This is a genomic window from Chitinophaga sp. H8 (assembly GCF_040567655.1).
GTDB classification, from domain to species: Bacteria; Bacteroidota; Bacteroidia; order Chitinophagales; family Chitinophagaceae; genus Chitinophaga; species Chitinophaga defluvii.
Genome location: NZ_JBEXAC010000001.1, coordinates 498,603 through 521,915 on the forward strand (window position 1 = coordinate 498,603; position 23,313 = coordinate 521,915).

The 23,313-nt window shown below is 43.1% G+C and carries 15 protein-coding genes; 13 read left to right on the forward strand and 2 right to left on the reverse strand.

Annotation, left to right across the window (positions count from 1 at the left end; translation table 11 throughout):
- Positions 1-5 precede the first annotated feature (5 nt).
- The 3 genes from ABR189_RS01870 (at position 6) to ABR189_RS01880 (ending at position 3,841) form a co-directional block, all read left to right on the forward strand.
- A complete protein-coding gene (locus tag ABR189_RS01870) occupies positions 6-1,322 on the forward strand; it encodes a hypothetical protein (RefSeq protein WP_354658740.1) in 1,317 nt (438 codons plus the stop codon).
- 26 nt (positions 1,323-1,348) lie between these two features.
- A complete protein-coding gene (locus ABR189_RS01875) occupies positions 1,349-3,265 on the forward strand; it encodes a glycoside hydrolase family 127 protein (protein WP_354658741.1) in 1,917 nt (638 codons plus the stop codon).
- Between the two features lie 63 nt (positions 3,266-3,328).
- Complete coding sequence (locus tag ABR189_RS01880; protein WP_354658742.1) at positions 3,329-3,841, forward strand: hypothetical protein; 513 nt, start codon at positions 3,329-3,331, stop codon at positions 3,839-3,841.
- Positions 3,842-3,999: 158 nt separating this feature from the next.
- Here the strand turns inward: ABR189_RS01880 and ABR189_RS01885 are convergent, their stop codons facing one another.
- A complete protein-coding gene (locus ABR189_RS01885; protein WP_354658743.1) occupies positions 4,000-4,875 on the reverse strand; it encodes an AraC family transcriptional regulator in 876 nt (291 codons plus the stop codon).
- 190 nt (positions 4,876-5,065) lie between these two features.
- Here ABR189_RS01885 and ABR189_RS01890 point away from each other — a divergent pair, with 190 nt between their 5' ends.
- The 10 genes from ABR189_RS01890 (at position 5,066) to ABR189_RS01935 (ending at position 22,432) form a co-directional block, all read left to right on the forward strand.
- Positions 5,066-6,490 (forward strand): sugar porter family MFS transporter, encoded by a 1,425-nt coding sequence (locus ABR189_RS01890; RefSeq protein ID WP_354658744.1) that lies wholly within the window; start codon positions 5,066-5,068, stop codon positions 6,488-6,490.
- Between the two features lie 67 nt (positions 6,491-6,557).
- Positions 6,558-7,901 (forward strand): hypothetical protein, encoded by a 1,344-nt coding sequence (locus ABR189_RS01895; protein ID WP_354658745.1) that lies wholly within the window; start codon positions 6,558-6,560, stop codon positions 7,899-7,901.
- A 9-nt stretch (positions 7,902-7,910) separates the two neighbouring features.
- A complete protein-coding gene (locus ABR189_RS01900; protein WP_354658746.1) occupies positions 7,911-9,077 on the forward strand; it encodes a carbohydrate kinase family protein in 1,167 nt (388 codons plus the stop codon).
- Positions 9,078-9,099: 22 nt separating this feature from the next.
- The gene (locus ABR189_RS01905; protein ID WP_354658747.1) at positions 9,100-10,488 is read left to right on the forward strand and encodes an aspartate aminotransferase family protein; all 1,389 of its coding nucleotides are present in this window, start codon (positions 9,100-9,102) and stop codon (positions 10,486-10,488) included.
- Positions 10,489-10,533: 45 nt separating this feature from the next.
- The gene (locus ABR189_RS01910) at positions 10,534-11,979 is read left to right on the forward strand and encodes a hypothetical protein (RefSeq protein ID WP_354658748.1); all 1,446 of its coding nucleotides are present in this window, start codon (positions 10,534-10,536) and stop codon (positions 11,977-11,979) included.
- Between the two features lie 15 nt (positions 11,980-11,994).
- Entirely contained in the window at positions 11,995-12,789 is a 795-nt protein-coding gene (locus ABR189_RS01915) for a class I fructose-bisphosphate aldolase (protein WP_354658749.1), read from the forward strand.
- A gap of 369 nt (positions 12,790-13,158) precedes the next feature.
- Complete coding sequence (locus tag ABR189_RS01920; protein WP_354658750.1) at positions 13,159-16,233, forward strand: SusC/RagA family TonB-linked outer membrane protein; 3,075 nt, start codon at positions 13,159-13,161, stop codon at positions 16,231-16,233.
- A gap of 21 nt (positions 16,234-16,254) precedes the next feature.
- A complete protein-coding gene (locus ABR189_RS01925) occupies positions 16,255-17,874 on the forward strand; it encodes a RagB/SusD family nutrient uptake outer membrane protein (protein WP_354658751.1) in 1,620 nt (539 codons plus the stop codon).
- A 45-nt stretch (positions 17,875-17,919) separates the two neighbouring features.
- Complete coding sequence (locus tag ABR189_RS01930) at positions 17,920-19,581, forward strand: hypothetical protein (RefSeq protein WP_354658752.1); 1,662 nt, start codon at positions 17,920-17,922, stop codon at positions 19,579-19,581.
- A 64-nt stretch (positions 19,582-19,645) separates the two neighbouring features.
- Positions 19,646-22,432 carry a glycosyl hydrolase gene (locus ABR189_RS01935; protein WP_354658753.1) on the forward strand — a complete coding sequence of 929 codons (2,787 nt, stop codon included), beginning with the start codon at positions 19,646-19,648 and terminating at the stop codon, positions 22,430-22,432.
- A 106-nt stretch (positions 22,433-22,538) separates the two neighbouring features.
- Here ABR189_RS01935 and ABR189_RS01940 read toward each other — a convergent pair whose 3' ends face one another.
- The gene (locus ABR189_RS01940; RefSeq protein WP_354658754.1) at positions 22,539-23,312 is read right to left on the reverse strand and encodes a response regulator; all 774 of its coding nucleotides are present in this window, start codon (positions 23,310-23,312) and stop codon (positions 22,539-22,541) included.
- Position 23,313: the final 1 nt, after the last annotated feature.

Below are 23,313 nucleotides of genomic sequence, written 5' to 3' on the forward strand. Positions count from 1 at the left end.
AATATATGCGTGCATATAATAGAATAGCTATTGCCATAACTATGTTCTCTATTACATTAGGGAGCTGTATAAAAAAAATGGTGCCCTTACATGAGGTTAAGCCTGCTGTTACACATGAAATGGGAAAAACATTACTGAGGGACTCGGTATGGACACAAAAGGAATTCATGCTTTCCACTTTTTATGCCATAAACAATATCGGAGATACTGCCATTTATAGAAAAATACTAAAGCAAACAAAAGAAGCCGGCCTCAACCTGGTAGAGATTACCTTTCAAAACAGGGTAATTGTAAATATGGCACTGGACATAGCAGAATCGGAAGGTATTAAAATTCTTGCACAGGATCTGGATGCTTTCAGCGGATTCCAAACCCAGGCACCTTCTTTTACGGAAGATACAGTTATCAATAATATCAGCAGGTTAAGCGCTTACCAGATGCTGGAAGGCTATTATGTCTGGGATGAACCGTTTATACCGAACCTGACCCAGGCAAAAGAGTTGAATGATCTGTTTAAAGAGCATGACCCCAGCCGGTTGGCGTTTACAGTGATGCTTCCCAGTTATGGACCATATGTATGGTCAGATAGTACTTACCCTGGTTATGTAAATAACTATTTATCTACTATTAATCCTGACGTGATATCATTTAATTATTATCCGTTTCGGGAAAACCTGACATCAACTACATTGAGCACGAATGATCTCTGGAAAGATTTTGGTTATATCCGAGGGAAAGCGCTGTTAAGTAATAAACCACTATGGTATTATTTCCAGGCTGTTAGTATATCACCTGATGTAGTAAGTATTATGAACCTGGAAAGAATACGGGTACAGATGTTTGCTGCACTTGCTTATGGAGTAAAAGGATTAAGTTATTATACCAGTCACCGGGCCCTGATCGATCCTGTAACTTATGAAAAGACTCCCATGTTTAATGATTTAAAAGCGTTGAATACGGAAGTGAAAAACATAGGTAATTTTTTATTGAACAAGCAATCAGAAAAACTCTATCATACCGGTGTGTCAACCCTAAACAGGGCCCGGTATTACCTGGATCAGTTCAGCTTATCCACTTTGCTGAATACAGCACCTAATGACCTGATAATTGGTGTGTTTGGTGATACAGGCACGGCAAAAACACTTTTAGTTACTAACAAAAGTTTCTCTGCTGCCAAAACCGGTAATATCACCTTAAAGAGCCTTAAAAAGGTGAGTGAATTTAACAAGAGTACGGGAGCGACAACGCTGTTGTCAAATAGTACAACGTCGATTGCAATCTCATTGCCGCCAGGTGGAGCGGCATTATATATCATTGAATAAATATTCCGGAGAACAATTCCTATGTGATGATTATACATGAAAAAATTAACAAACTTTCGATATTCCCGGTAGTATTATTATTAGCGAATATCCTTTTTATAGCACCTGTCTTTTCACAGTCAAAGGTAAATCCGGCAGTGAGAGACGAACTCCGGGATGGACAGCCGTTGCATATCAACGGCCATCTGGGAACAAAACTGGATGCGGCTTATCAAAACCGTATCCTGTCTCAGAATGATGACCATCTTATTGCGCCTTTCCGGAGCAGAACAGAAAATTACAGGTGGCAGACCGAGTTCTGGGGAAAGTGGTTTACTTCGGCGGTTCAGGCATATAGCTACCTGCCTCAGCAGCGGCTAAAAGCAATTTTAGACAATACGGTACCACAACTGCTAAAAACACAAACAGCAGATGGATATATTGGCAACTATGCTGATGAGCACCGGCTTGAGCAATGGGATATCTGGGGACAAAAGTATACCCTGCTCGGGCTGCTGGCCTATTATGATTTAACACGCAATAAGCCCGCTTTAACCGCTGCTTGTAAAATGGCAGATTATTTAATAAACGAGTTGGCCCTGCGTAAAAAGTCTATAGCGCTGCAAGGAAACTATTTTGGGATGGCGGCTACTTCTATTTTGAAGCCTGTCACTATGCTCTATGAAAGAACAAATGAAAAGAAATATCTTGATTTTGCGGAAGAGATAGTACGGCAGTGGGAATTGCCTGCCGGACCAAAATTGATATCAAAAGCAGGTGTAAATGTAAGTAAAAGATTTCCCTTTCCTGCTATAGGAGAATGGCATAAGCAGGGACAAAAGGCCTACGAGATGATGTCCTGTTATGATGGTTTGCTGGAGTTATATCGCCTTACAGGAAATAAAGTGTATAAGACCACAGTGGAAAAGGTTTGGCAGAACATTCTGGACAACGAAATTAATATTGTTGGTTCCGGCTCGGCATCTGAATGCTGGTATGATGGAAAGCGGTTTCAGCAATTTGTAACCAAGCATGCGAATGAAACCTGTGTAACTGTAACCTGGTTAATGCTGAGTGAACAATTACTTAAGCTTACGGGAGAAGCTAAATATGCGGATGCTATTGAACGCTCTTATTATAATGCGTTGCTTGGAGCAATGACTCCTGACGGGTCTAACTGGGGAATGTATACCCCTGCAATGGGCATGAGGTCGTTAGGTTCCGATCAGTGCGGAATGGGACTAAATTGTTGTACAGCGAACGGGCCAAGAGGCCTGTTCGCTATGTTACCATTGGCAGTAATGAGTGGTGAAAACGGGATAGCCATTAATTTCTTTGCGGATGGTCTTTACAAGGTGGAGATGCCCGATAGAAAATTGGTGGAAATAACACAGGAAACAGATTATCCGGTAAATGGAAAGGTGAACATAAAGTTACAAATGCCGGTTGCACAGGAATTCGCGCTTAAAATCCGGATACCAGCATGGAGTACACAAAACTCATTAATAGTGAATGGGCAACCTGTCACTGTTGCTAAAGGCGGTAATTATATTTCGGTAAACAGAAAATGGATATCAGGAGATAAGATCGAACTGGAACTCGACATGAGAGGCAGAATAGAAGAGATGGAAGGAGCCCCTGTTTACAAAGCCATTATGCGTGGTCCCCTCGTACTTGCACGGGACACAAGATGGGCAGGCAACACGGATGTTGACGAAACAATTACCCCGGTTTTAGCAAAGGATGGCACAGTACCCATGGAAGTTATAAAGCAGGGTGTGCAGGGGAATACCTGGATATCAGTTACCATCCCCTGTCTGGTTGGTTCATGGAGATTAGGGGAAGAAGCTATACCCGTAAATCTGACCTTCAGTGACTTTTCATCGGCAGGTAATACCTTTTCTCCGGCTTCACGTTATAGAATCTGGTTCCCGCAATTGATAGGATATGATTGGGGGGGATAAATTCACTGTCATTGCATGGTTTTTCATAAGAATTAGGTACCTTTTGGCCCTAAAAACACCATTATGAATTTCCGTAAAGTAACCCTGACATTATCCCTTTTAAGTCTTACTGCTGTTTTGCATGCCCAGCAAATTAAAGATGGCGAAACACTGGACCTGGATGGTATTGCTGTTACCTTTAATGTGATGAATAAGGAAACGGTAGAGGTAAAAGGCCAAAGCTATGACAGGTATAAAGTGGTAGCTGCTGCTCAAAATAATACGGGTAAGTCGTTTAATATCCGCTTAAAGACCTACCCGGATGTGGGCAGCATTGGAGGGGGTAAAATTGTAGAATTAAATTGTCAGAATGCTACAGGAGCAAGGCTTACATCGAAGAAGCTAGACGTAAATATGGCTACGCATCAGCTAAAAGTAACCTACCTGGCAAAGAATAATGATGGGAAATTGGTAAACAATGAAATAACAGTTCCGGCGGGGTATTTTTTTGATCCGGGACAAAAGGTAGAAAACGATGCTATTTTTATTGTTCCAAAGGGAGAAACACCACAGGTGTCTGTAAGAAAGTTGCTTTAATACACGCAGGAGGAGTATGTAAGATGATAATACCTCTCCGTCTGTTCAATTATTTAAAAACCGGCTTAAAAGTAATATTGAGCCGGTTTTTCTTTGGCCCTTTGTTATGCTTTCAGCAAGCCACCGACAGTTGATATCTTCTTTTAAATACCTAGTACTTACAAAATATTCTGTTTGTACTTTCTTGTATATTCCTTGGCAGTTAAACCCGTTATTAATTTAAACTGGCGATTAAAATGAGAAATATTGTTATAGCCTGTTTCATAGCAGATTTCGGTTATCGTCATTTCGTTCTTTACAAGTAGTTTGCAGGCGTTTAATATGCGGACTTCATTCAGAAATTCAGAGAAGGTTTTTTGTGTACGGGATTTAAAATACCTGCAAAAAGATGATACGGTAAGGTTGGACAGCCTGGCAATTTCTTCTACGGTAATATCATTCGCGTAATTCTTCATAATGTAATTCATGACTTCATTAATACGCTCCGTATCAGCTGTATTAACGGAATTGACATAACCAACGCTGGAAAGCAATTCAAACTCCTCTGTACGGGCAATGGTTTCCAGTACTTTTAAAAACAAAACAAGCCGGTCCATTTCTGTGGCTGCCACTACATCTTTAACAAGCTGAGCTATTTTTTTATGATCAGTTCCTTTTATTAAAACACCTTGCTGGCCTTTTTGAAATAACTTTTTGATGCGTGCGCATTCCGGAAGACTAAAAAAACCTTGCCCTAAAACATCTTCCTTAAAATGGATCACATACACATCCACAAAAAGCTCTTTGTTACCCTGGTAAAAATCATTGTCATTTTTCCATACATGTGGTAGGTTGGAGCTGATAAACATGAGGTCTCCATCTGTAAAGTTGCCTATATGGTTGCCCATAAACCTGATCCCATAGCTTTTTTCCACAAAAATGATTTCATGTTCCGGATGATAATGCCAGGGATAATCCATATAGGGAGTGATTTCCCGTTTCACGGTTATAGACGACGAAAATTGCGTTGGGATTTTCTCAAGCGTAGGCTGCATGTTATACAGTTTCGTTGTAAATAAAATGAATGATACAAATTTTTAATGAAAAGGTAGTGTTATTAATAGAAAATTTAGACGTATTTATTAAACGGATATAATAATAATCTTGCTATTGAAAATCAGGGTATGACGTTTTAGAATATGGCGGCTTGCCAATTTGTTGCATACATTTTATTGATACCAGGAAATGAAAGCACTCAATAATTTCGATAAAAGGAACCGGTTTGTATTTGGGGTAACATTGGTGGCCTCTGTGGGAGGATTTTTGTTTGGGTTTGACCTGGTGATTATTGCCGGGGCCCTGCCATTTCTGGAAAAGGACTTTCACCTTACACCGGCGCTAAAGGGGTTTGCAGTAAGCAGTGCTATATTGGGAGCCATTGCAGGCCCATTATTTGGACTGTGGTTTACAGACAGGATTGGAAGAAAAAAAACGATGATGGTAGCCGCTGTTTTCTTTATGTTGTCCACTGCTGGTACTGCTTTTGCCAGAGGTATTCTGGATTTTGGACTGTGGCGTTTTATGGGAGGAATCGGCATCGGTCTTGCAATGATGTCATCCCCCATTTATATTGCCGAGCTTTCTCCTCCGGAAAAGCGAGGTGTTCTGGTAAATGTTAACCAGCTTTCTAATGTAATCGGCATTAATCTCGCTGTTATCGTAAGTTACTTTTTTTCATTTGATGATATGGGCTGGAGGTGGATGTTTGCCGCACAAGCAGTGCCCGTCTTGTTTTTAATGATGGGCCTGATGATGATCCCGGAAAGCCCCCGTTGGCTGGCTGCTAAAAAGAGATTGCCAGAGGCACTAAAAGTGCTTAAGAGAATAAATACACCCGAAGTAGCTGCGGCAGAATTAGATGCAATGCAGAAAACGCTGGAAACGGAAACGGGCGGGTTACATAACCTGATGCAGCCCGGTTTGCGAAGAGCTTTACTGGTTGGTATTATTATCATGGTCTTTTCCCAGATAAATGGAGTGAATATGATGTTACTGTATGCTCCCAGCATACTGGCCGAGGCAGGCGTTTCTGTTGGATCACATGCTATTCTGAGTTCCATTCCTATTTATGTGTTTATTTTCATTTGTACAATTGCGGCTTTTGGATTAATAAAGCGTTTTAGCAGAAGAGGGCTGCTAATTACCAGCGTGTGTGGAATGTGTGTTGCTCATTTATTAATGGCTATTAACCTTTATCTTCATTGGCCTCCGATATATACTTTGTTTCCTATGCTGCTGGCAACAGGCGCTTTTACCCTTGGACTGGCGCCGCTAAGTTGGATAATTGTGGCTGAAATATTCCCTAACCGCAGCCGTGGCAAAGCACTGGCTATCGTTTGTTTCTTTCTGTACCTGTCTTCTTTTATAACTGCGCAGTGTTTTCCGATGCTTACCAGCTGGTTTGCCGGAAAGTATAACAATACAGCCGGAATGTATATGGTTTTTGCCATGATTTGCCTGTCCTGTGTTGTTTTCTGTTGGAAAATGGTACCTGAAACAAAGGGGCTGAGCCTGGAAGCGATTACTTCGTTCTGGGAGAACAACACAAAATCAAATGATATAAACAGTGATCCGGTAAAAGCAGACCAGCAGGCTATTGTTTGTAAGTGAGCTTTCCTGTTGTTATCCGGATTTATATAAGGAACCTCAATTTTATTATAAAATAAAACGTATTACAATGAAAGTTGGTTTTGTTGGATTTGGAGAGATCAATTCTCCTTCCGAATTAATTAATGAAAAGTGCCGGAAAGCACGTGAAGAGATTGAATCACTTGGATATACACTGGTCACTACCGGACCTGTAACGGATGATGCGGCAGGAAAAGATGTTGCCAGGGCTTTGTCGGATCTTGGAAAAGATGATTTTGAAGTGTTGATCATATGCCTTGCAGGATGGATTCCTTCACATGCGGTCATTGCAATAACCAGTAATTACGTTCAAAAGCCGATGCTGTTATGGGGGCTTGCTGGAGATATGGAGGATGGTCGTATCGTTACGGCTGCAGCACAGGCAGGTACCACAGCATTAAGAAAAGTATTTTCCGACTTGGGTTACAGGTTCAGATATGTCTATAATATAATTGGAAAGCCATCCCCCCTTGTCAAAATAGCGAATTTCATAAAAGCCGGGTTTGCAGAGAAATCCCTGACACAGGCAAAGGTAGGGATGATGGGTTTCAGGGATATGAAACTGTATAATACCTTATATGAAGGGATGTCCCTTAAACGGGACTATGGAATTGATGTTGAGTTTTTTGAAATGCTGGAGATGCAACAGGAAATGGAAGGTATAGACAAAAGTCAGATCGAACCGTTGATACGGAAAATAAGAGCTGAGTGGCATTTTGTCAAACCTGTGGATGACGGATTTCTGTCCAGGGGAATCAGCTACTATCTGGCAATACGCAAGATGGCAGCGACTAACCGGCTGAATGCCATTTCTCTTAAAGATGTAGACGGAATGAAGAAACTGCTGAATTTTCCTCCGGCATTCATATTTATGCTTTTGGCAGATGAGGCTGGCTTTTGCACCATTCCTGAAAATGATGTTATGGGATCTGTTACGCAATTGATAGTAAAACAACTTACTGGCCAGTGTGGCGCATATTTTGAGTTCTACGAATTTTTTGAGGAAAGTGTATTGATGGGAGTACCGGATTATGTTCCCGCAGAAGTGGTAGAAGGAAAGGTAAAAGTAACAAGTGCTGCTTTTGGAGGGATTAGTGGAGGATTGCTGAATATTTCTGATGTTAAGCCGGGAAAAATGACATTACTCAGGTTGTCCAATACCGGGACTACTTATACCATGCATGTGGTAACCGGAACAGCAAAACCCAGAAGGTGGGAGGAGGCGGGATGGCAACAACCTGCCCCGCAACTGCCAAGTTTTGAAATTACACTTGATAAACCTGTAGCGGATTTTGCAGATAATATTTCAGGCCAGCATTATATTGCTGTTTATGGTGATCAAACCGATTTATTAAGAGATTTCTGTTATCTGAAAAACATAAATGTTGTTTAAAACGCTTTCATGAGAAAATATGATGCAGTAATAGCAGGATATATTTGTGTAGACCTTATTCCAACATTCAAAAGTAATATTCAGGTTAGTGAAGTATCTGATTTGTTGAGGCCGGGTAAACTGGTTGAAATTGCAGGCATGGAATCAACATTGGGAGGAGTGGTGGCAAATACCGGAATGGCGATGAAGAAATTTTCTAAACAGGTTTATTTAAATGGCCTGATTGGTTCAGATTTTATAGGGGTAATTGCCAGAGCGGCTTTGGATAAGTATGAGCTGTCTGAAGGAATACGTACGGTAAATGGAGTAGGAACAGCTTTTGGTCTGGTGATAGCTCCTCCCGGTGTTGACCGGATGTTTCTGGAAGCCCCAGGTTGCAGCGAATTATTTGATGTAGAGCATATTAATTATGAGGCAGTGGCCGATAGCAGGCTGTTCCATTTTGGTTACCCTCCCTTGTTACATAAATTTTACCGCCAGAAAGGAAAGCAGTTGATTGCCCTTTTTAAAAAGATAAATGATCTTGGGGTAGTTACTTCCCTGGATTTTAGTTTGCCGGATGCTGATAGTGAATCAGGGAGAGTGAACTGGCTGGAAATCCTTAAAAAGACATTACCCTACACGGATATTTTTGCGCCAAGCCTGGAAGAAGCCTTAAAAATGATTTTTCCTTATGAGTATACAATTATAGAGGCTGAAGATGGCGATTTCGTAGATAAAGTGCCACTGGATTTGATTAAGGAATTGGGCGAAACATTGGTTGCCTATGGCGCCAATATTGTATTAATTAAAGCAGCTCACAGAGGAGTGTTTTTGTGGACCGGCGATGTTGCTTCAGTTAATAAGAAAAACACATTACATCTTTCTCCGGCAGAATGGAATAACAGACAACTTTGGTGCAATGCATATCCCGTGGCAGAAGAGAAAGTAAAAAGCACATCAGGTGCGGGAGATACAGCTGTAGCGGCATTTTTGACTGCCATTTTAAATGGTGAATCTCCCGGTGCTGCGATGAAGTATGCAGCTGTTGCAGGCCGGAACAATCTTTATTGCAATGACGTGTATAGAGAAATGGCGGATTGGGCTGCGATGACAAAAGAACTGAAGCGGGTAGCTAATGATGTAAGAAATGTAACCGATCTGATTATAAGCGCAGCAAGCAACAGTAATTGCTGACGATAAAAACAGCTTAAAATTTATGAACAACTCCTTAACCGTTGATAAAGCATGGTGGCGGAATGCTGCTGAAGGAATCCCCCGTTTAATCACAGAAACACCTGGTCCACGTTCGCAACAGATGCATGCCAATACTGCCAGATATATGAAGGGCTTGAGTTCTCAGGTGAAGTTATTTCCCGTTTGTTTTGAAGAAGGATCCGGGATTACTTTAACGGATGTAGATGGGAATAAATACCTGGATTTTTCCTCCGGTATTTATGTTACCTCATTGGGGCACTGCCATCCAAAGATTTCTGAAGCGGTAGCATATTGGGCAAAGAAGCTGATGAACGCGCATGATTTTACCACACCGGTGAAAGAAAAGCTGATGGAAAAGATGGCGGAAATACTTCCCGGAAAATTAAATGCAGTGCAGTTGTATTCTGATGGTACCACAGCAGTGGAAGCTGCCATACGGGCTGCACGGGCTATCAGCAATAAACATGAATTTATTTCTGCTTATCGCGACTTTCATGGCAAAAGTATGAGTGCGGTAAGTTGTGCGCAAATGTACAGAAGTGAAACCTTTAGTTATGGCCCTACCAGAGCTGCGGGTTTTTATATGGTGCCGAGACCGGATCCTTACCGTCCTTTATGGGAAAAGAATGATGGCTCGATTGACACAGATACTTACATAAAGTTTTACGAAAACTTTATTAAAGAAGGAACAGTTGGGAATGTGGCGGCCTTTGTACTGGAGCCCGCTCAGGGCTGGGCGGGTAGTATCTTTCCTCCAGATGATTTTTTTCCTAAATTGAAAGCTCTTTGTGAAAAGCATAATATATTGTTGTACGATGATGAAGTACTGGCAGGTATGGGAAGAACCGGCGAGTGGTTAACACTGAACCACTGGGGGGTAGTACCGGATATTGTGACTTTCGGTAAATCATTCGGTAATGGATTTCCTGTAACTGCAATGGTAGTAAGCGAAGAGAATGGGGAAGCCCTTGAGAAAATCTCTGCTTCTTCCAGCTATGGTGGAAACCCAATGGCATGTGCTGCGGCCCTGGCTTCGATAGAAGTTATTGAAGAGGAACAGCTCCTGGAGAATGTGAGAGCGGTGGGTAGTTATTTTATGAGAAGGATGCAACAGATGAAGCAGGATCATCCTATTATCGGAGATGTCAAAGGGAAGGGCTTTCTGCTGGGTATTGAGCTGGTAAAGGATAAAAAAACAAAAGAACCATTTCCGGAAGCAGGTGTAGCTGTATATCAAAAGGCATTTAAAAAAGGGCTGGCCTGGATACCTGCGGGGCATATCCTCCGTATGTCGCCTCCGCTGATTATGGACGAAAAATATGCGGCGCTTGGAATGGATATTATTGAAGATGCGATTACAGCAACAGAAAAACAATTTGGATACCGGTAGCCAGCTGCCGTGCGGACAAAATTCTCAAAGGAAAAGTTTACAGACATGAGCTTAAAAGAACAACTGACGGATGGTACATTATGTATCGGATGGGCAACGGAAAATGTAACACCGGTAGGCCCGGTGTCGCTATACGGACAATATTACGAACGTATCTCTGAGTATGTGCAAAGCGATCTTACAGTGACTGTATGCGCTATGGAACAAATAAAGCCGGACGGTTTCGTGGAACAGGCCGTTATGGTTTCAATGGACGTGATTTATGCTTTAAAGGAAATGCAGGATGCCGTGCGTAGCCGGATAAAGGAGGAAGTGCCGGGATTAAACCCTGATAAGATTGTGCTCAATGCAACCCATACTCATTCCGCTCCATATCCGGAAGTTAAAAATGCATTTGGTGAATTATTGCTGAATGGCATTTGCAGGGCCATACGAACTGCCTGGGATGCAAGAATGCCCGGAGCTGTCAGTACAGGGTTTGATTACGCAGTTATCGGACATAACCGGAGGGTGATGTATGCAGATGGTAGCACCGAAATGTATGGGGATACCAACAGGGAAGACTTTCTGATGATTGAAGGGCCTGCTGATCCCGGAATTGATTTACTTTTTACCTGGAGCCTGGATAAAAGATTGACAGGGATATGGGTGAATGTTTCCTGTCCGGCACAGGTAACTGAATCCAGGTATTATGTATCCTCCGATTTCTGGAGTGAGGTACGAAAGAAAACAGAAGAAAGGTTCGGAAAGGATGTTTTTATACTTCCGCAATGTGGGGCAGCCGGAGATATTGCTCCGCGGGATTTGACAACAAGATACAGGGCTGGTGAACCTGATATGTGGGATGTGCTGGGAATTGTTGAAATAGGGAGGCGCATAGATCTGGTAATAGCCAATGTATATCCATCTGCACGTGAAAAAATAACCGCCAATGCTGTCTTTATTCATAAGATAAAGCATATTCAAATACCGTCACGTGTTATTTCTGGGGAGGAATATCGCAGGTCGGTAGCAATAGTAAATAGCATAAAAGCCAATGAGCCGGGAGATCCTGCTTCGGACCAGACAGCATGGAACCGTTTTTTGAAAGAAGTGAAGGACAACGAGAAAGTATATCCTTATGGGCCATGGGATAATAAAAAGTCAGACTATGGATGGCTAAGACCTATGGAGATAGTGGTAGCGCAATATGAGGATAAACAGCGGCCCCTAAATTATGAATATGAATTGCATGTGATCCGTATCAATGATATTGCTATCGCCAGCAATCCATTTGAGTTGTTTGTAGATTACGGTTTTGCCATCACGGCAAGAAGCAGGGCCAGCCAGGTGTTTATTGTTCAGTTTGCCGGAGATTCAGGAGGGTATTTGCCTACCCAAAGAGCACTGGACGGCGGAGGTTACAGTGCTATGGCAAATAATGTAGGGCCGGTTGGCGGCAAGGTACTGGTGGAGGAAACAGTTTCACTAATGAATGAAATGTGGCTTTAAATATAATTATCAGGTATGAAGGCATACAGACTTAACAGGTTATTTAATCCTGCTTCCGGAAAATGTTTTAATGTGGCTATTGATCACGGATTTTTCAATGAATACACTTTTCTGGAGGGAATAGAAGACATCAAAGCGGCTGTAGAGCTGGTTGCGGGTGCGGGGCCTGATGCCGTACAATTAACGGTTGGACAGGCAAAGTATTTACAGGCAATACCAGGAAAGCAAAGGCCTGCATTGGTATTAAGGACTGATGTGGCGAATGTGTATGGAAGCGCGTTATCAGCCGCTTCCTTCAGCAAAGTAATTGATCAGGCTGCATTGCAGGCAGTCCGGCTGGATGCTGCATGTATGTGTATCAATTTGTTTGTCATTCCTGGTGCGCCCGAGGTTACCGGCCAATGCATCGACAATATTATCAGGCTTAAACTGGAGGCAGATTATTATCAGATGCCGTTGATGATTGAACCGTTGGTATTCCGGCCCAACACTGAGAAGGGGGGATATATGGTAGATGGGGATATCAAAAAAATTATGCCATTGGTACGCCAGGCTGTTGAATTGGGGGCAGACATTATTAAGGCTGATCCCTGCACTGATTTATCTGCATATCACAAGGTGATAGCGGTGGCAGGAAATATACCGGTATTGGTACGTGGGGGTGGAAAAACAACGGATGAAGAGATCAAGGAAAGAACCGTTGAACTTATGCAACAAGGGGCCGCTGGAATAGTATATGGAAGGAATATCATACAGCATGCAAGCCCACGCCGGATCACGGAAGCGCTAATGCAGATAGTGCATGGATAAGATACCATAAAGAAGTAATCATCTCCGGGACAGGAAATATGCAAATAGCGTGTCATAAAATGTATTTTAAGTCGTTTTTTTTGGGAATGTTTTAATGCAACTTTACATAAACAGCATGCAGGTAAGTTGAATAGTAGGGCACTCCGTCTGCTTCAACTGCCATTTAAAATCATAGGCCAACGAGTCCGGCTTTATATACTGTATGCTACAACTGAAATCTCTTTTTAAAACTAGTATTCCACGGGCGCTGAATAATATTCCACAGATTATGAGGCCTCTTTTATTAATTTATTAACACCTATTCTTATGCTTGTTCGATTGTCGTCATGTTTTTTGCTGCGTGCAAAAATATTGATAGTTGCTTTACTTATGCTTCATGCACAGTTTTCGTTTTCTCAGCAGAAGAAAACAGTAAACGGAGTAGTTGTAGCGGAAGATAATACTCCTTTGGAAGGAGTATCGGTCAGTGTGAAAAACGGGTCAAAGGGAACAGTTACCAGTAAGGAGGGGAAATTTGCCATAGTGGCTGGCACAGGTGATGTGCTTGTTTTTTCCTCCGTTAATTATGGGACGCAGGAAATAACGGTGGCCAATGAGGCAATGATAGGTGTTATAAAGCTGATTCCTAAAAATGTAGTGTTGAGCGACATTGTGGTGGTAGGGTACGGTACACAAAAGAAGGTAAACTTGACGGGGGCAGTGGCTACTGTTAACTCAAAAGTTTTGGAGAATCGCCCGGTTACAAACATCGGAGAGGCATTGCAGGGAATGGTATCTAATCTGAATATTACTCCTGGAAGTGGAGCCCCCGGTAAGGGAGCTACTTTTAATGTACGCGGGTTTACTTCGATTAACGGAGGTGGACCACTTGTATTGGTAAACGGCATACCGATGGACATTAACCTGATCAACCCGGCTGATATTGAAAATGTAACAGTGCTTAAAGATGCGGCAGCAGCTGCTATCTACGGAGCCCGTGCTGCGTATGGGGTTGTACTGGTTACAACAAAAAGCGGATCGAAGGAGCAGAAACCAAAAGTATCTTTCTCTGCTAACTATGCTGTAAATACACCTGTAGTGAAGCTGGAAATGATGGACGCAATGGAGCGTATGCGATACATGAATACGGGAAACATAAATTCCAGCGGTCAGGTTTGGGGAGAGTTTGACAAGTATGGGGAAGCGGCTATTACTGCACATTACCTGGACCCGTCCCAGCCGGAATTATTTACACATCCCAATAATCCGAGTGTATGGACCCCTTCGGCCAACACAGATTGGGCAAGAGAACTACTGCGGGATAACTTCCCGATGCAGCAATATACTGCAAGTATTTCCGGAGGAACTGATAAGGTTAATTACTATACGTCTCTTTCCTATTTTAATCAAAAGGGGATCGCTAAACATTTTAATGAAAACTTTGACAGGTATAATGTTATGAGTAACATTAACTATAAAGTAGCGAAATGGATTACTGTTGGCTCAAAGTTATCGGTGAACATTACCAGTAAAAAATACCCCCCGAATAACGCTATCAATCAATTCCCGGAGGATTATACCGGTTTTATGATCTATGCGATACCCAGTGTCCCCATTTATACCCCTGATGGAAACTGGTACCAGTACGGTTCAATACCTAATATGGTGCAAATGCGTAAGGAGGGTGGGTACAGGACCCGGGATGTTAATAATATATGGCTTACAGGAAATGTGAGAATGACACCGGTCGATAAGGTAAGCATAAATATGGACTACTCCTATAGCACCAATACAAGAAAAGAGCTGGATTATATGAGACAGCTGCCCAAATATGATAAGGGAGGACTGGCAGGTTATTACCCTTTTTCAAATCCAAGTGCTGTGCTTCGGACTAATACCGATGATAAAAACATTGTGTTTAACGCATATGCGGATTATGAAAACAACTTTGCCTCCAAACATTATTTTAAAGCAATGGCCGGTGTGAATCATGAACAGTCTGTTACCAATATCGCCAATGCCAGCCGTAAAAACCTGATAATAGGAAGCATTCCTTATATGAGCCTGGCTACGGGGGATATGGAAGTGAGGGACGGTATTTCCGAGGCCTCCATATTAGGCGTATTTGGTAGAATTAACTACAGTTATGATGACAGGTATCTGCTTGAGATTAATGGCAGGTATGATGGTACTTCCCGGTTTCCGAAAAACAGGCGGTTCGCGATTTTCCCTTCTTTCTCCCTTGGATGGCGTATTGACAGGGAACGTTTCTTTGGCGGATTGAGCAATGTAGTGGATATGCTTAAAATAAGGGGGTCCTATGGAAGCTTGGGTAATCAGAATGTACAGGGGGATTATCCGTATATCGCTACTTATGGATCAGGTCAGGCCAACTACCTTTTGAATGGAGAAAGACAGATGACGGTTACACCTCCGGGGCTGGTGAGTGCTACCCTTACCTGGGAGAAAGTGACGCAAAAGAACATAGGGCTTGATTTTGCAATGTTCGATAATAAGTTTACGGGTAGTGCGGACATTTATCGCAGGGATACAAAGGATATGCTTACAAAATCCAAAACATTACCTGCTGTACTGGCAGTGGATGAGCCGAGGGAAAATGCCGCCGACTTGAAAACCACTGGCTTCGATATAACGCTGGGATGGAAAGACAAGATCAATGACTTTTCATACGGGATTACACTCCTTTTGTCCGACTATACTTCCCAGATTACGAGGTTTGATAATCCCCGTGGCCTGATTGCAGATTATTATGTAGGAAAGAACTTAGGTGAAATATGGGGTTTTGAAACCGGTGGGATTTTTCAAACTGATGAAGCAGCTGCCGCATTGGATCAGACGCAGATCAGCGGACGCAAGCGTGCAGCTGGTGATCTGTGGTTCAAAGACCTGAATGACGATGGGAAAATTACCAGGGGGGATAATACCTTAAGCAATCCGGGAGATCAGAAAGTGATTGGTAATAATACTCCTCGTTATAGCTATGGAGTAAGAACGGAATTTGCATGGAAGGGCTTCGATCTGGAAATATTTCTGCAAGGTGTAGCCAAAAGACAGGTGGTGCTGGATAACACTTTTTATCTGAATGCCTGGAATAATCCTCATTGGAGTCCATTATTTAAAGACGGGCTGGATTATTGGTCGCCCGAAAACAGAGAGGCACTATATCCACGCCCCTGGGTAGGACAGGCGCCTGATGTTACTGCACCACAAACAAGGTATTTGCAAAACGGGGCTTATCTCAGGTTAAAACAACTGACACTGGGATATACTATTCCTGAACCGATTCTCCGCCGGCTTAAGATCCAGTATGTAAGGCTTTACCTTTCAGGAAATAATATTGCAACGCTTACCCGGATGATTAAAATTTCCGATCCGGAACAAGGCGGCTCTTTATACTACCCGCTTAACCGGAGTCTCTCTGTAGGTGCAAACTTCACTTTTTAAGTATAATTAATATTTGCAAAGATGAAAACTAAATATTTGCTTATCGCCGCGGTTACGCTTTTTACAGTTGCCTGCAGCAAAGATATGCTCGAGAAATATCCGCAGGATAAGATCAACGATATGAACTTCTGGAATGCTGCTTCAGAAGTAACGATGTATGCCAACCAGTTTTATTCATCTTTTACGAAGGAGTATATCTGGCAATATGATAATTACACTGATAATAATGCGCCTAATAACCGTAATGCCTATATATGGGGGGAAAGCGTAGTGCCTGTAACAGGTGGAGGTTGGGGAAAAACGGACTGGGAACGTATCAGGGGATGTAACTATGCCTTGCAACGGGTAGCCCGGATGGCAAGGACATCCGAACTGGATGTTGCCGAAGCAGAATTGCGCTTTTTTAAGTCGTATTATTACCTGGAAAAAGTAAAACGGTTTGGTGACGTTCCCTGGTTTGATAAAGATCTGCAAACAAACTCGGAAGAATTGTATAAAGGAAGGGATGCCAGGAAAGTGGTCGTAGCCAATATTTTATCCGATCTGGATTATGCTGTTCAACATCTTCCGCCTACTTCACCAACCGACAGGTTAACCAAATATGCCGCACTTGCATTAAAAGCAGAGACCTGTCTGTTTGAGGGAACGTTCCGTAAATATCACGGTCTCGGTGATTTTGAAGAACTTTTACGGCAGGCGGCTAACTCCTGCGAAGAGATTATGAAAACTGGTATATTCAGTTTGTATACCACGGGGAAGCCTAATGAGGACTATTTTAATCTTTTTGTTCAGTATGAGTTAAAAGGAAACCCTGAAGGTATATTGGTTGATCGGTATATTACCAATAAAAGGATGAATAACGACGTGCGCAAAATAGGAGAGGCGCAAACAGGATTTACAAAAGATTTTGTGGAATCCTATTTATGTAAAGACGGATTACCCATTTCTTTGAGTAAATTGTATAAAGGGGATGCGCGTTTTGAAGACGAGTTTGTGGACAGGGATCCAAGAATGGCGCAAACTGTTTATAATAGCGACAGGCCTTACAGGATCTATGATGACGGATCTGTAATGTATAAGCCCATGCCGCAGTTTGACCTGCTTTTTTGTCCAACCAGCTATAATATCATTAAAGGGTATTCCCCTTATGAAAAAGACCGTCAGGAAAACCAGGGAGTGATTGATCATTTTGTTTACCGTTATGGAGTCATCCTGGTGAGCTATGCCGAAGCCAAAGCTGAATTGGGCGAATGCACCCAGGACGTTTTGGATAAATCGATAAATCTGTTAAGAAGCAGGGTGGGAATGCCCCCGCTTATGGTGGCAGTTGGTTTTGTTGACCCCAACTGGCCTAAATGGGAAGTGGCTGTATCTCCCTTGATCAATGAAATACGGAGAGAACGCAGGGTAGAATGCTGTGAGGAAGCAATACGATTTGATGACCTGGTAAGATGGAAAGCAGGAAAATTACTGGAAAATCCAAAAACGCAGTATGGTGCACTTGATCCGGCTACTGCAAGCTACCGGGTAATTTATCCAGGCTTTGAGCGAAAATGGAATGATAAGCTGTACCTGTATCCGATACCCTCTCAGGAGATATCTTTAAATCCGGCACTGAAACAAAACCACGGCTGGGAATAAAGTATTGGTATCCACAATTTGTATGAAATAAATATGACGCATATTATGTTAAAATTTGTAAGCCTGGTTCTTTTATTGTGTATTTCCCTGGGAGCAAATTGCCAGGTCCGTTCTGTCAGAGTGATATTGCCGAAAGAGCGCAGTGCCATGATGGACACTACAAAGGCGATTCTCATTAAACAACTTAAAAACAGATCCGGTGTAAAAATTGTAAATGATACTACGGCTGAACTCACTATTGAGTTAGGCCGTGGAGGAACCGGGGGCGCAGAATCTTTCAGTATCCAGGATAAGGGTAAAAGACATATTCAGATAACAGGCGCTGATGATCCTGGAATATTGTATGGGACAGGGAAATTTCTACGGACTTCCCGGTTTGATCAAAATAGTTTTACTCCTGGAACATGGCGTGGATCTTCCGCTCCTTCCGGAAAAGTAAGGGGCATCTACCTGGCTACCCACTTTAATAACTTTTATGAAGCAGCACCTATTGGAGAAGTGCAGAACTATGTGGAAGAATTGGCGCTTTGGGGAGTGAATTATATCGTGATTCATTTTGCACATTGGCAGTATACTTCCTATTATGATGCGGATGCACAGCAGGCGCTTACCAGGTTCAGGGAGATTATGGGAATAGCCAGGGCCTGTGGTATGAAGGTGGGATTGTTACAGGTGCCTAATCAGGGATTTAAATATACCAGGAATGAATTTCTCAATACGCCGGTGCCGGATGAGCTGGGCAGAAGAGGGCATTTTGGTGTAAATCTTGATCCATCGAATGAAGGAGCTAATAAACTATTGAAAGAAAACTGGCACTACTTACTGGAACAGTTTAAAGATATGGGCCTGGACGTTGTCGCCTTCTTCCCTTATGATGAAGGAGGTTGTGGTTGTGATAAATGCTGGCCCTGGGGGGCGAAAGGGTATCCCAAAATATGCAGGGAACTGACGGAGATGGCGAAGGTACAATTTCCTGCTGCTAAAATAGTATTGGGAACATGGATGTATGATACTCCTGAGGCAGGTGAATGGGAAGGGCTGACCAATCTTCTGAAAAAAGATAACAGCTGGCTGGACTATATAATGGCGGATGCTCATGAAGATTTTCCCAGGTACCCGTTGGACAAAGGCGTACCCGGTAATTTGCCGTTAGTAAATTTTCCGGAAATCAGTATGTGGGGACAGCATCCCTGGGGAGGCTTTGGAACAAATCCTTTGGTACACCGATTACAAAGACTGTGGGATCAAACCAGCAATAAATTATCCGGAGGGTTCCCATATTCGGAAGGCATTTATGATGATATGAATAAAGTGATTTGTGCCCAGCTTTATTGGGGGAAGGAGAAAGTTTCCACTACAGGGATCATCAAGGAATATGTGGCCTATGAATATGGTCAGGATGTTGTGGATGAAGTAACAAAGGCGATAGAGATACTGGAATCCAACCATGTTCGTAAGCAAATTAAAGCAAGTGCGATAGAAGCATTTAAATTGATAGTGCAGGCAGAGAAAAAGATCACCCCGCAGGTAGCGAAGTCATGGCGTTGGCGCATATTATATTTACGCGCACTTATTGACCAGGAAATGTATAAGCGTGGAGGTAGGCTGGAAGGAGAAGTGCTTAAAGCAGCATTTAATGAGCTGACGGAAATCTATCACGCAGAAAATGCACATTCCAGACCCATTCATCCTCCTGTGATCAAATAGCAGCCCGATCCTTATTTAGAAAGTCTGACAATAATGGGCATACGTACATGCCTGTTGAAAAAAGATGAAATACAGATTATACAAAGTAATAGCCTGTTGGGGCATTGTGCTGATGTTATTGCCGGCTTGTTCATACAGAGTTAGCCGGGCGGAACGGACATGGCCACACCCAACGTTAACAGCGAAGCCGTGGACGCGCTGGTGGTGGCTGGGTAATGATGTAGAGAAACAGCATATCTCCTGGAACCTCTCCGAGATGCAAAAAGCAGGATTTGGCGGAACGGAAATAACACCCATATACGGTGTGCAAGGGAGAGAAAATAACGAAATTCAATTCCTTTCACCGAAGTGGATGGATATGTATTCCTATACCATGAAAGAGGCGGAACGGTTGGGGATGATGACCGATTTGAATAACGGTACCGGCTGGCCGTTTGGAGGGCCGGGAGTGAAAATTGAGGATGCTGCCGTAAAGGCGGTGTTTCATACCTATACAATTGATGGTAACCGGCAGGCAGATTTAAAAATAACTCCTGGTACGAAGGAACCGGCTGAATTATCGGTTGTGATGGCTTATGGTCCGGATGGCCAACGTCTGGATGTTACGGCTTCCTTTTTGCCGGACAATACACTGCACTGGATACCTCCTGCTGGTGGCAAGTGGAAGATTATCGCTGTTTTCAACGGTAAAACAATGCAAACTGTAAAAAGAGCTGCTCCGGGAGGAGAAGGGCTGGTCATTAACCATTTTTCCAGGAAAGCTTTAACAGATTACCTCTGGCGGTTCGATAGCATGTTTTCGTCCACCGGAAGTAAGTATCCTCATACTTTTTTTAATGATTCCTATGAGGTATATGGCGCAGACTGGTCTGAAAATATGTTCAGTGAATTTGAACAAAGACGGGGGTATAGATTACAGGATTATTTACCAGAGCTGTTACGTCAGGGGAGTGATACCAGCCTGTGTGCGAGAGTGGTCGCTGATTACCGGGAAACATTGTCGGATATGCTGCTACACAACTTTACCGAGCCATGGAACCAATGGGTACATGATAAAGGAAGTATTACGCGCAACCAGGCACATGGATCACCTGGAAATGTCATAGACTTGTATGCAGCTGCTGACATTCCTGAATGCGAAGCGTGGAGCACCTGGTTTAATATACCCGGGTTACGGTACGATAGTGGTATGACTCCACAGCAGCCTGGTACTGTTGGCCTTAAATTTGCCTCTTCTGCTGCCCACCTGACCGGGAAACCATATACTTCTTCTGAAACATTTACCTGGCTTACAGAGCATTTCCGTACCGCTCTATCCCAGTGCAAGCCGATGTTGGATATGCTGTTTGTTGCAGGGGTCAATCATGTATATTTTCACGGCACCCCATATACGCCAAAGGATGCTGCTTGGCCGGGGTGGCTTTTCTATGCCTCAGTAAACTTTTCTCCTTTTAATACTATCTGGAAGGACCTCAAAAGCATGAATGACTATATTACAAAATGCCAGTCATTCCTCCAGCAAGGGCAGCCGGATAATGAATTGCTGGTCTATTTTCCAATGTACGACGTGTGGCATAAAGAGGGTGGACTTTTTCTTCCTTTCGATATCGGTAAAAAACTTTCTCCTGCATTTGACTCTGTTGTCAGGGCTATTTCCACCGGAGGTTACGATGCTGATTATATATCAGACAGGTTTATCAGACAGGCCGCTGTTGAGAATGGGCAAATTGTATTGCCAGGAGGAAAATATAAGACCCTCATTGTACCGAGGTGCCAGTTGATACCGTTAGAAACATTGGAAAAACTACTTTTGCTTGCAAAGGAAGGTGCCACTATTGCGTTCCTGGGCGAATTGCCTGCAGATGTGCCCGGATTCAATCAGCTCATAGGCAGACGGGAGCGGTTGCGGGCGCTGAAAGCACAGCTTCCGGACCCTGTTAAGCACTTTGGTGCAACAACACAAACACGCTTTTATAAGGGGCGTATAATGACAAGCCTGGATTCCGACAGCCTTTTGCTGTTTACTGGGGCTAAAGCAGAAAAGGCAAAGGCTGAGTTCGGCCTGGATTATATCCGTCGCAAATATGATAAAGGCCATATTTATTTTATGACAATGTTACAGAACAGGAGCGTGGATAGCTGGGTACCCCTGGGGGTAAAAGCCAGAGCTGTACTGCGCTTTGATCCCTTAACGGGCGAATATGGGAAAGCTGCTATTCGCAGCGAGAATGGTATAACGGCCGTTTATTTACAATTATTACCTGGCGAATCTGTGATACTGAAAACATTTTCTGATAATGATGTTGCCATTCCGATGCTTCCCGCATTTCAATATAGTGCCCCTGCATTTAGCCTTGAGGGGGCATGGAAGCTTAGATTTACCGATGGTGATCCTATTATAAAGGGAGAGTATGATATGCCAGGTAGTCCTGTTCCGTGGACAACGCTTGCTGTAACTGGCGCCGACGCATATGCGGGTACAGCAAGGTATACGCTTACATTCTCACTGCCAGATACCGCTGATGAGTGGGAGCTGGACTTTGGTTCGCTGGCAGAGAGCGCACACGTGTTTGTTAATGGGCAGGATGCAGGCACAGTCTGGAGTATACCGTACAGGATGCGGATTGGCAAATTCCTGAAGAATGGTAGCAATATCATAGAAGTAGATGTCACAAATCTACCGTTTAACCGTATCCGGTATTTCGATCAACAGGGAATAAAATGGAGAATATTTAAAGATATTAATATTGTGAATACAGCCTACAAGGATGCGTCTTATGGATCCTGGCCCCTTGCGGTTTCAGGTTTGATCCAGCCGGTAAAGCTCAGACCGCTCTTCAGGAAACAATAGTATTTTTCTAATTTTTTCTATAAGCATATTTAAATGGTCATTCACCTCTAAATATTTCCTCTTATTGTTACAGCATCCCCGGCGCCTGCTTAAGGGCGCCGGGAATTCATTGCGCTCCGGATTTGCCACTCTTCTTCACATATCCTGTTGGCGACACGCCAAACTGCTTGAAAAAGCTACGGTTAAAATGGTTAGGTGAACTAAACCCTGTTATATAAGAAACTTCAAACACACGGTACTTTCCTTCAGCAAGCAATTCCGCGGCCTTCTTCAACCTGGTTAAATTAATCAGCTCATGAATAGTCAATTCAGATACTGCTTTGATTTTCCTGTATAACGTGGGCCTGCTTATATTAAGCGCGTCTGCAATAAACTCGCCATCCAACTGAGGATTGTCCAGGTGTTGCAGGATAATAGCCTTCAGCTGTTCCAGGAATTGTTCATCTGCCTTGTTTTCTGCTACTGTTGCAATATGTAGCAAAGGTACACTGACAAAATAATCCCTGATTATATTCCGGTTGGCAATGAGATTAGCAATCTGCACTTTCAGATGCCGTGGTGAAAATGGTTTGTCGATATAAGCATCCGCACCGGTTTCCAGTCCCTCTATCCTGGACATCAAGGTGTTTTTTGCAGTGAGTAGTACAACCGGGATATGACGGTATGCTGGGGTCGACTTGATGATTTTACAGAGCTCAAATCCATCTGTTTCCGGCATCATCACATCGCTGATCACCAGTTGTACAGGAGTAGTGGATAGTATTTCCAGTGCCTGTTTAGCATTCGTTGCCTGGATAATATGATAATCCCCGCCCAGGATTTCATCCACAAATTCCAGGATCTCTTTGTTGTCGTCTACTATCAGCAGGGCTGGTTGCATG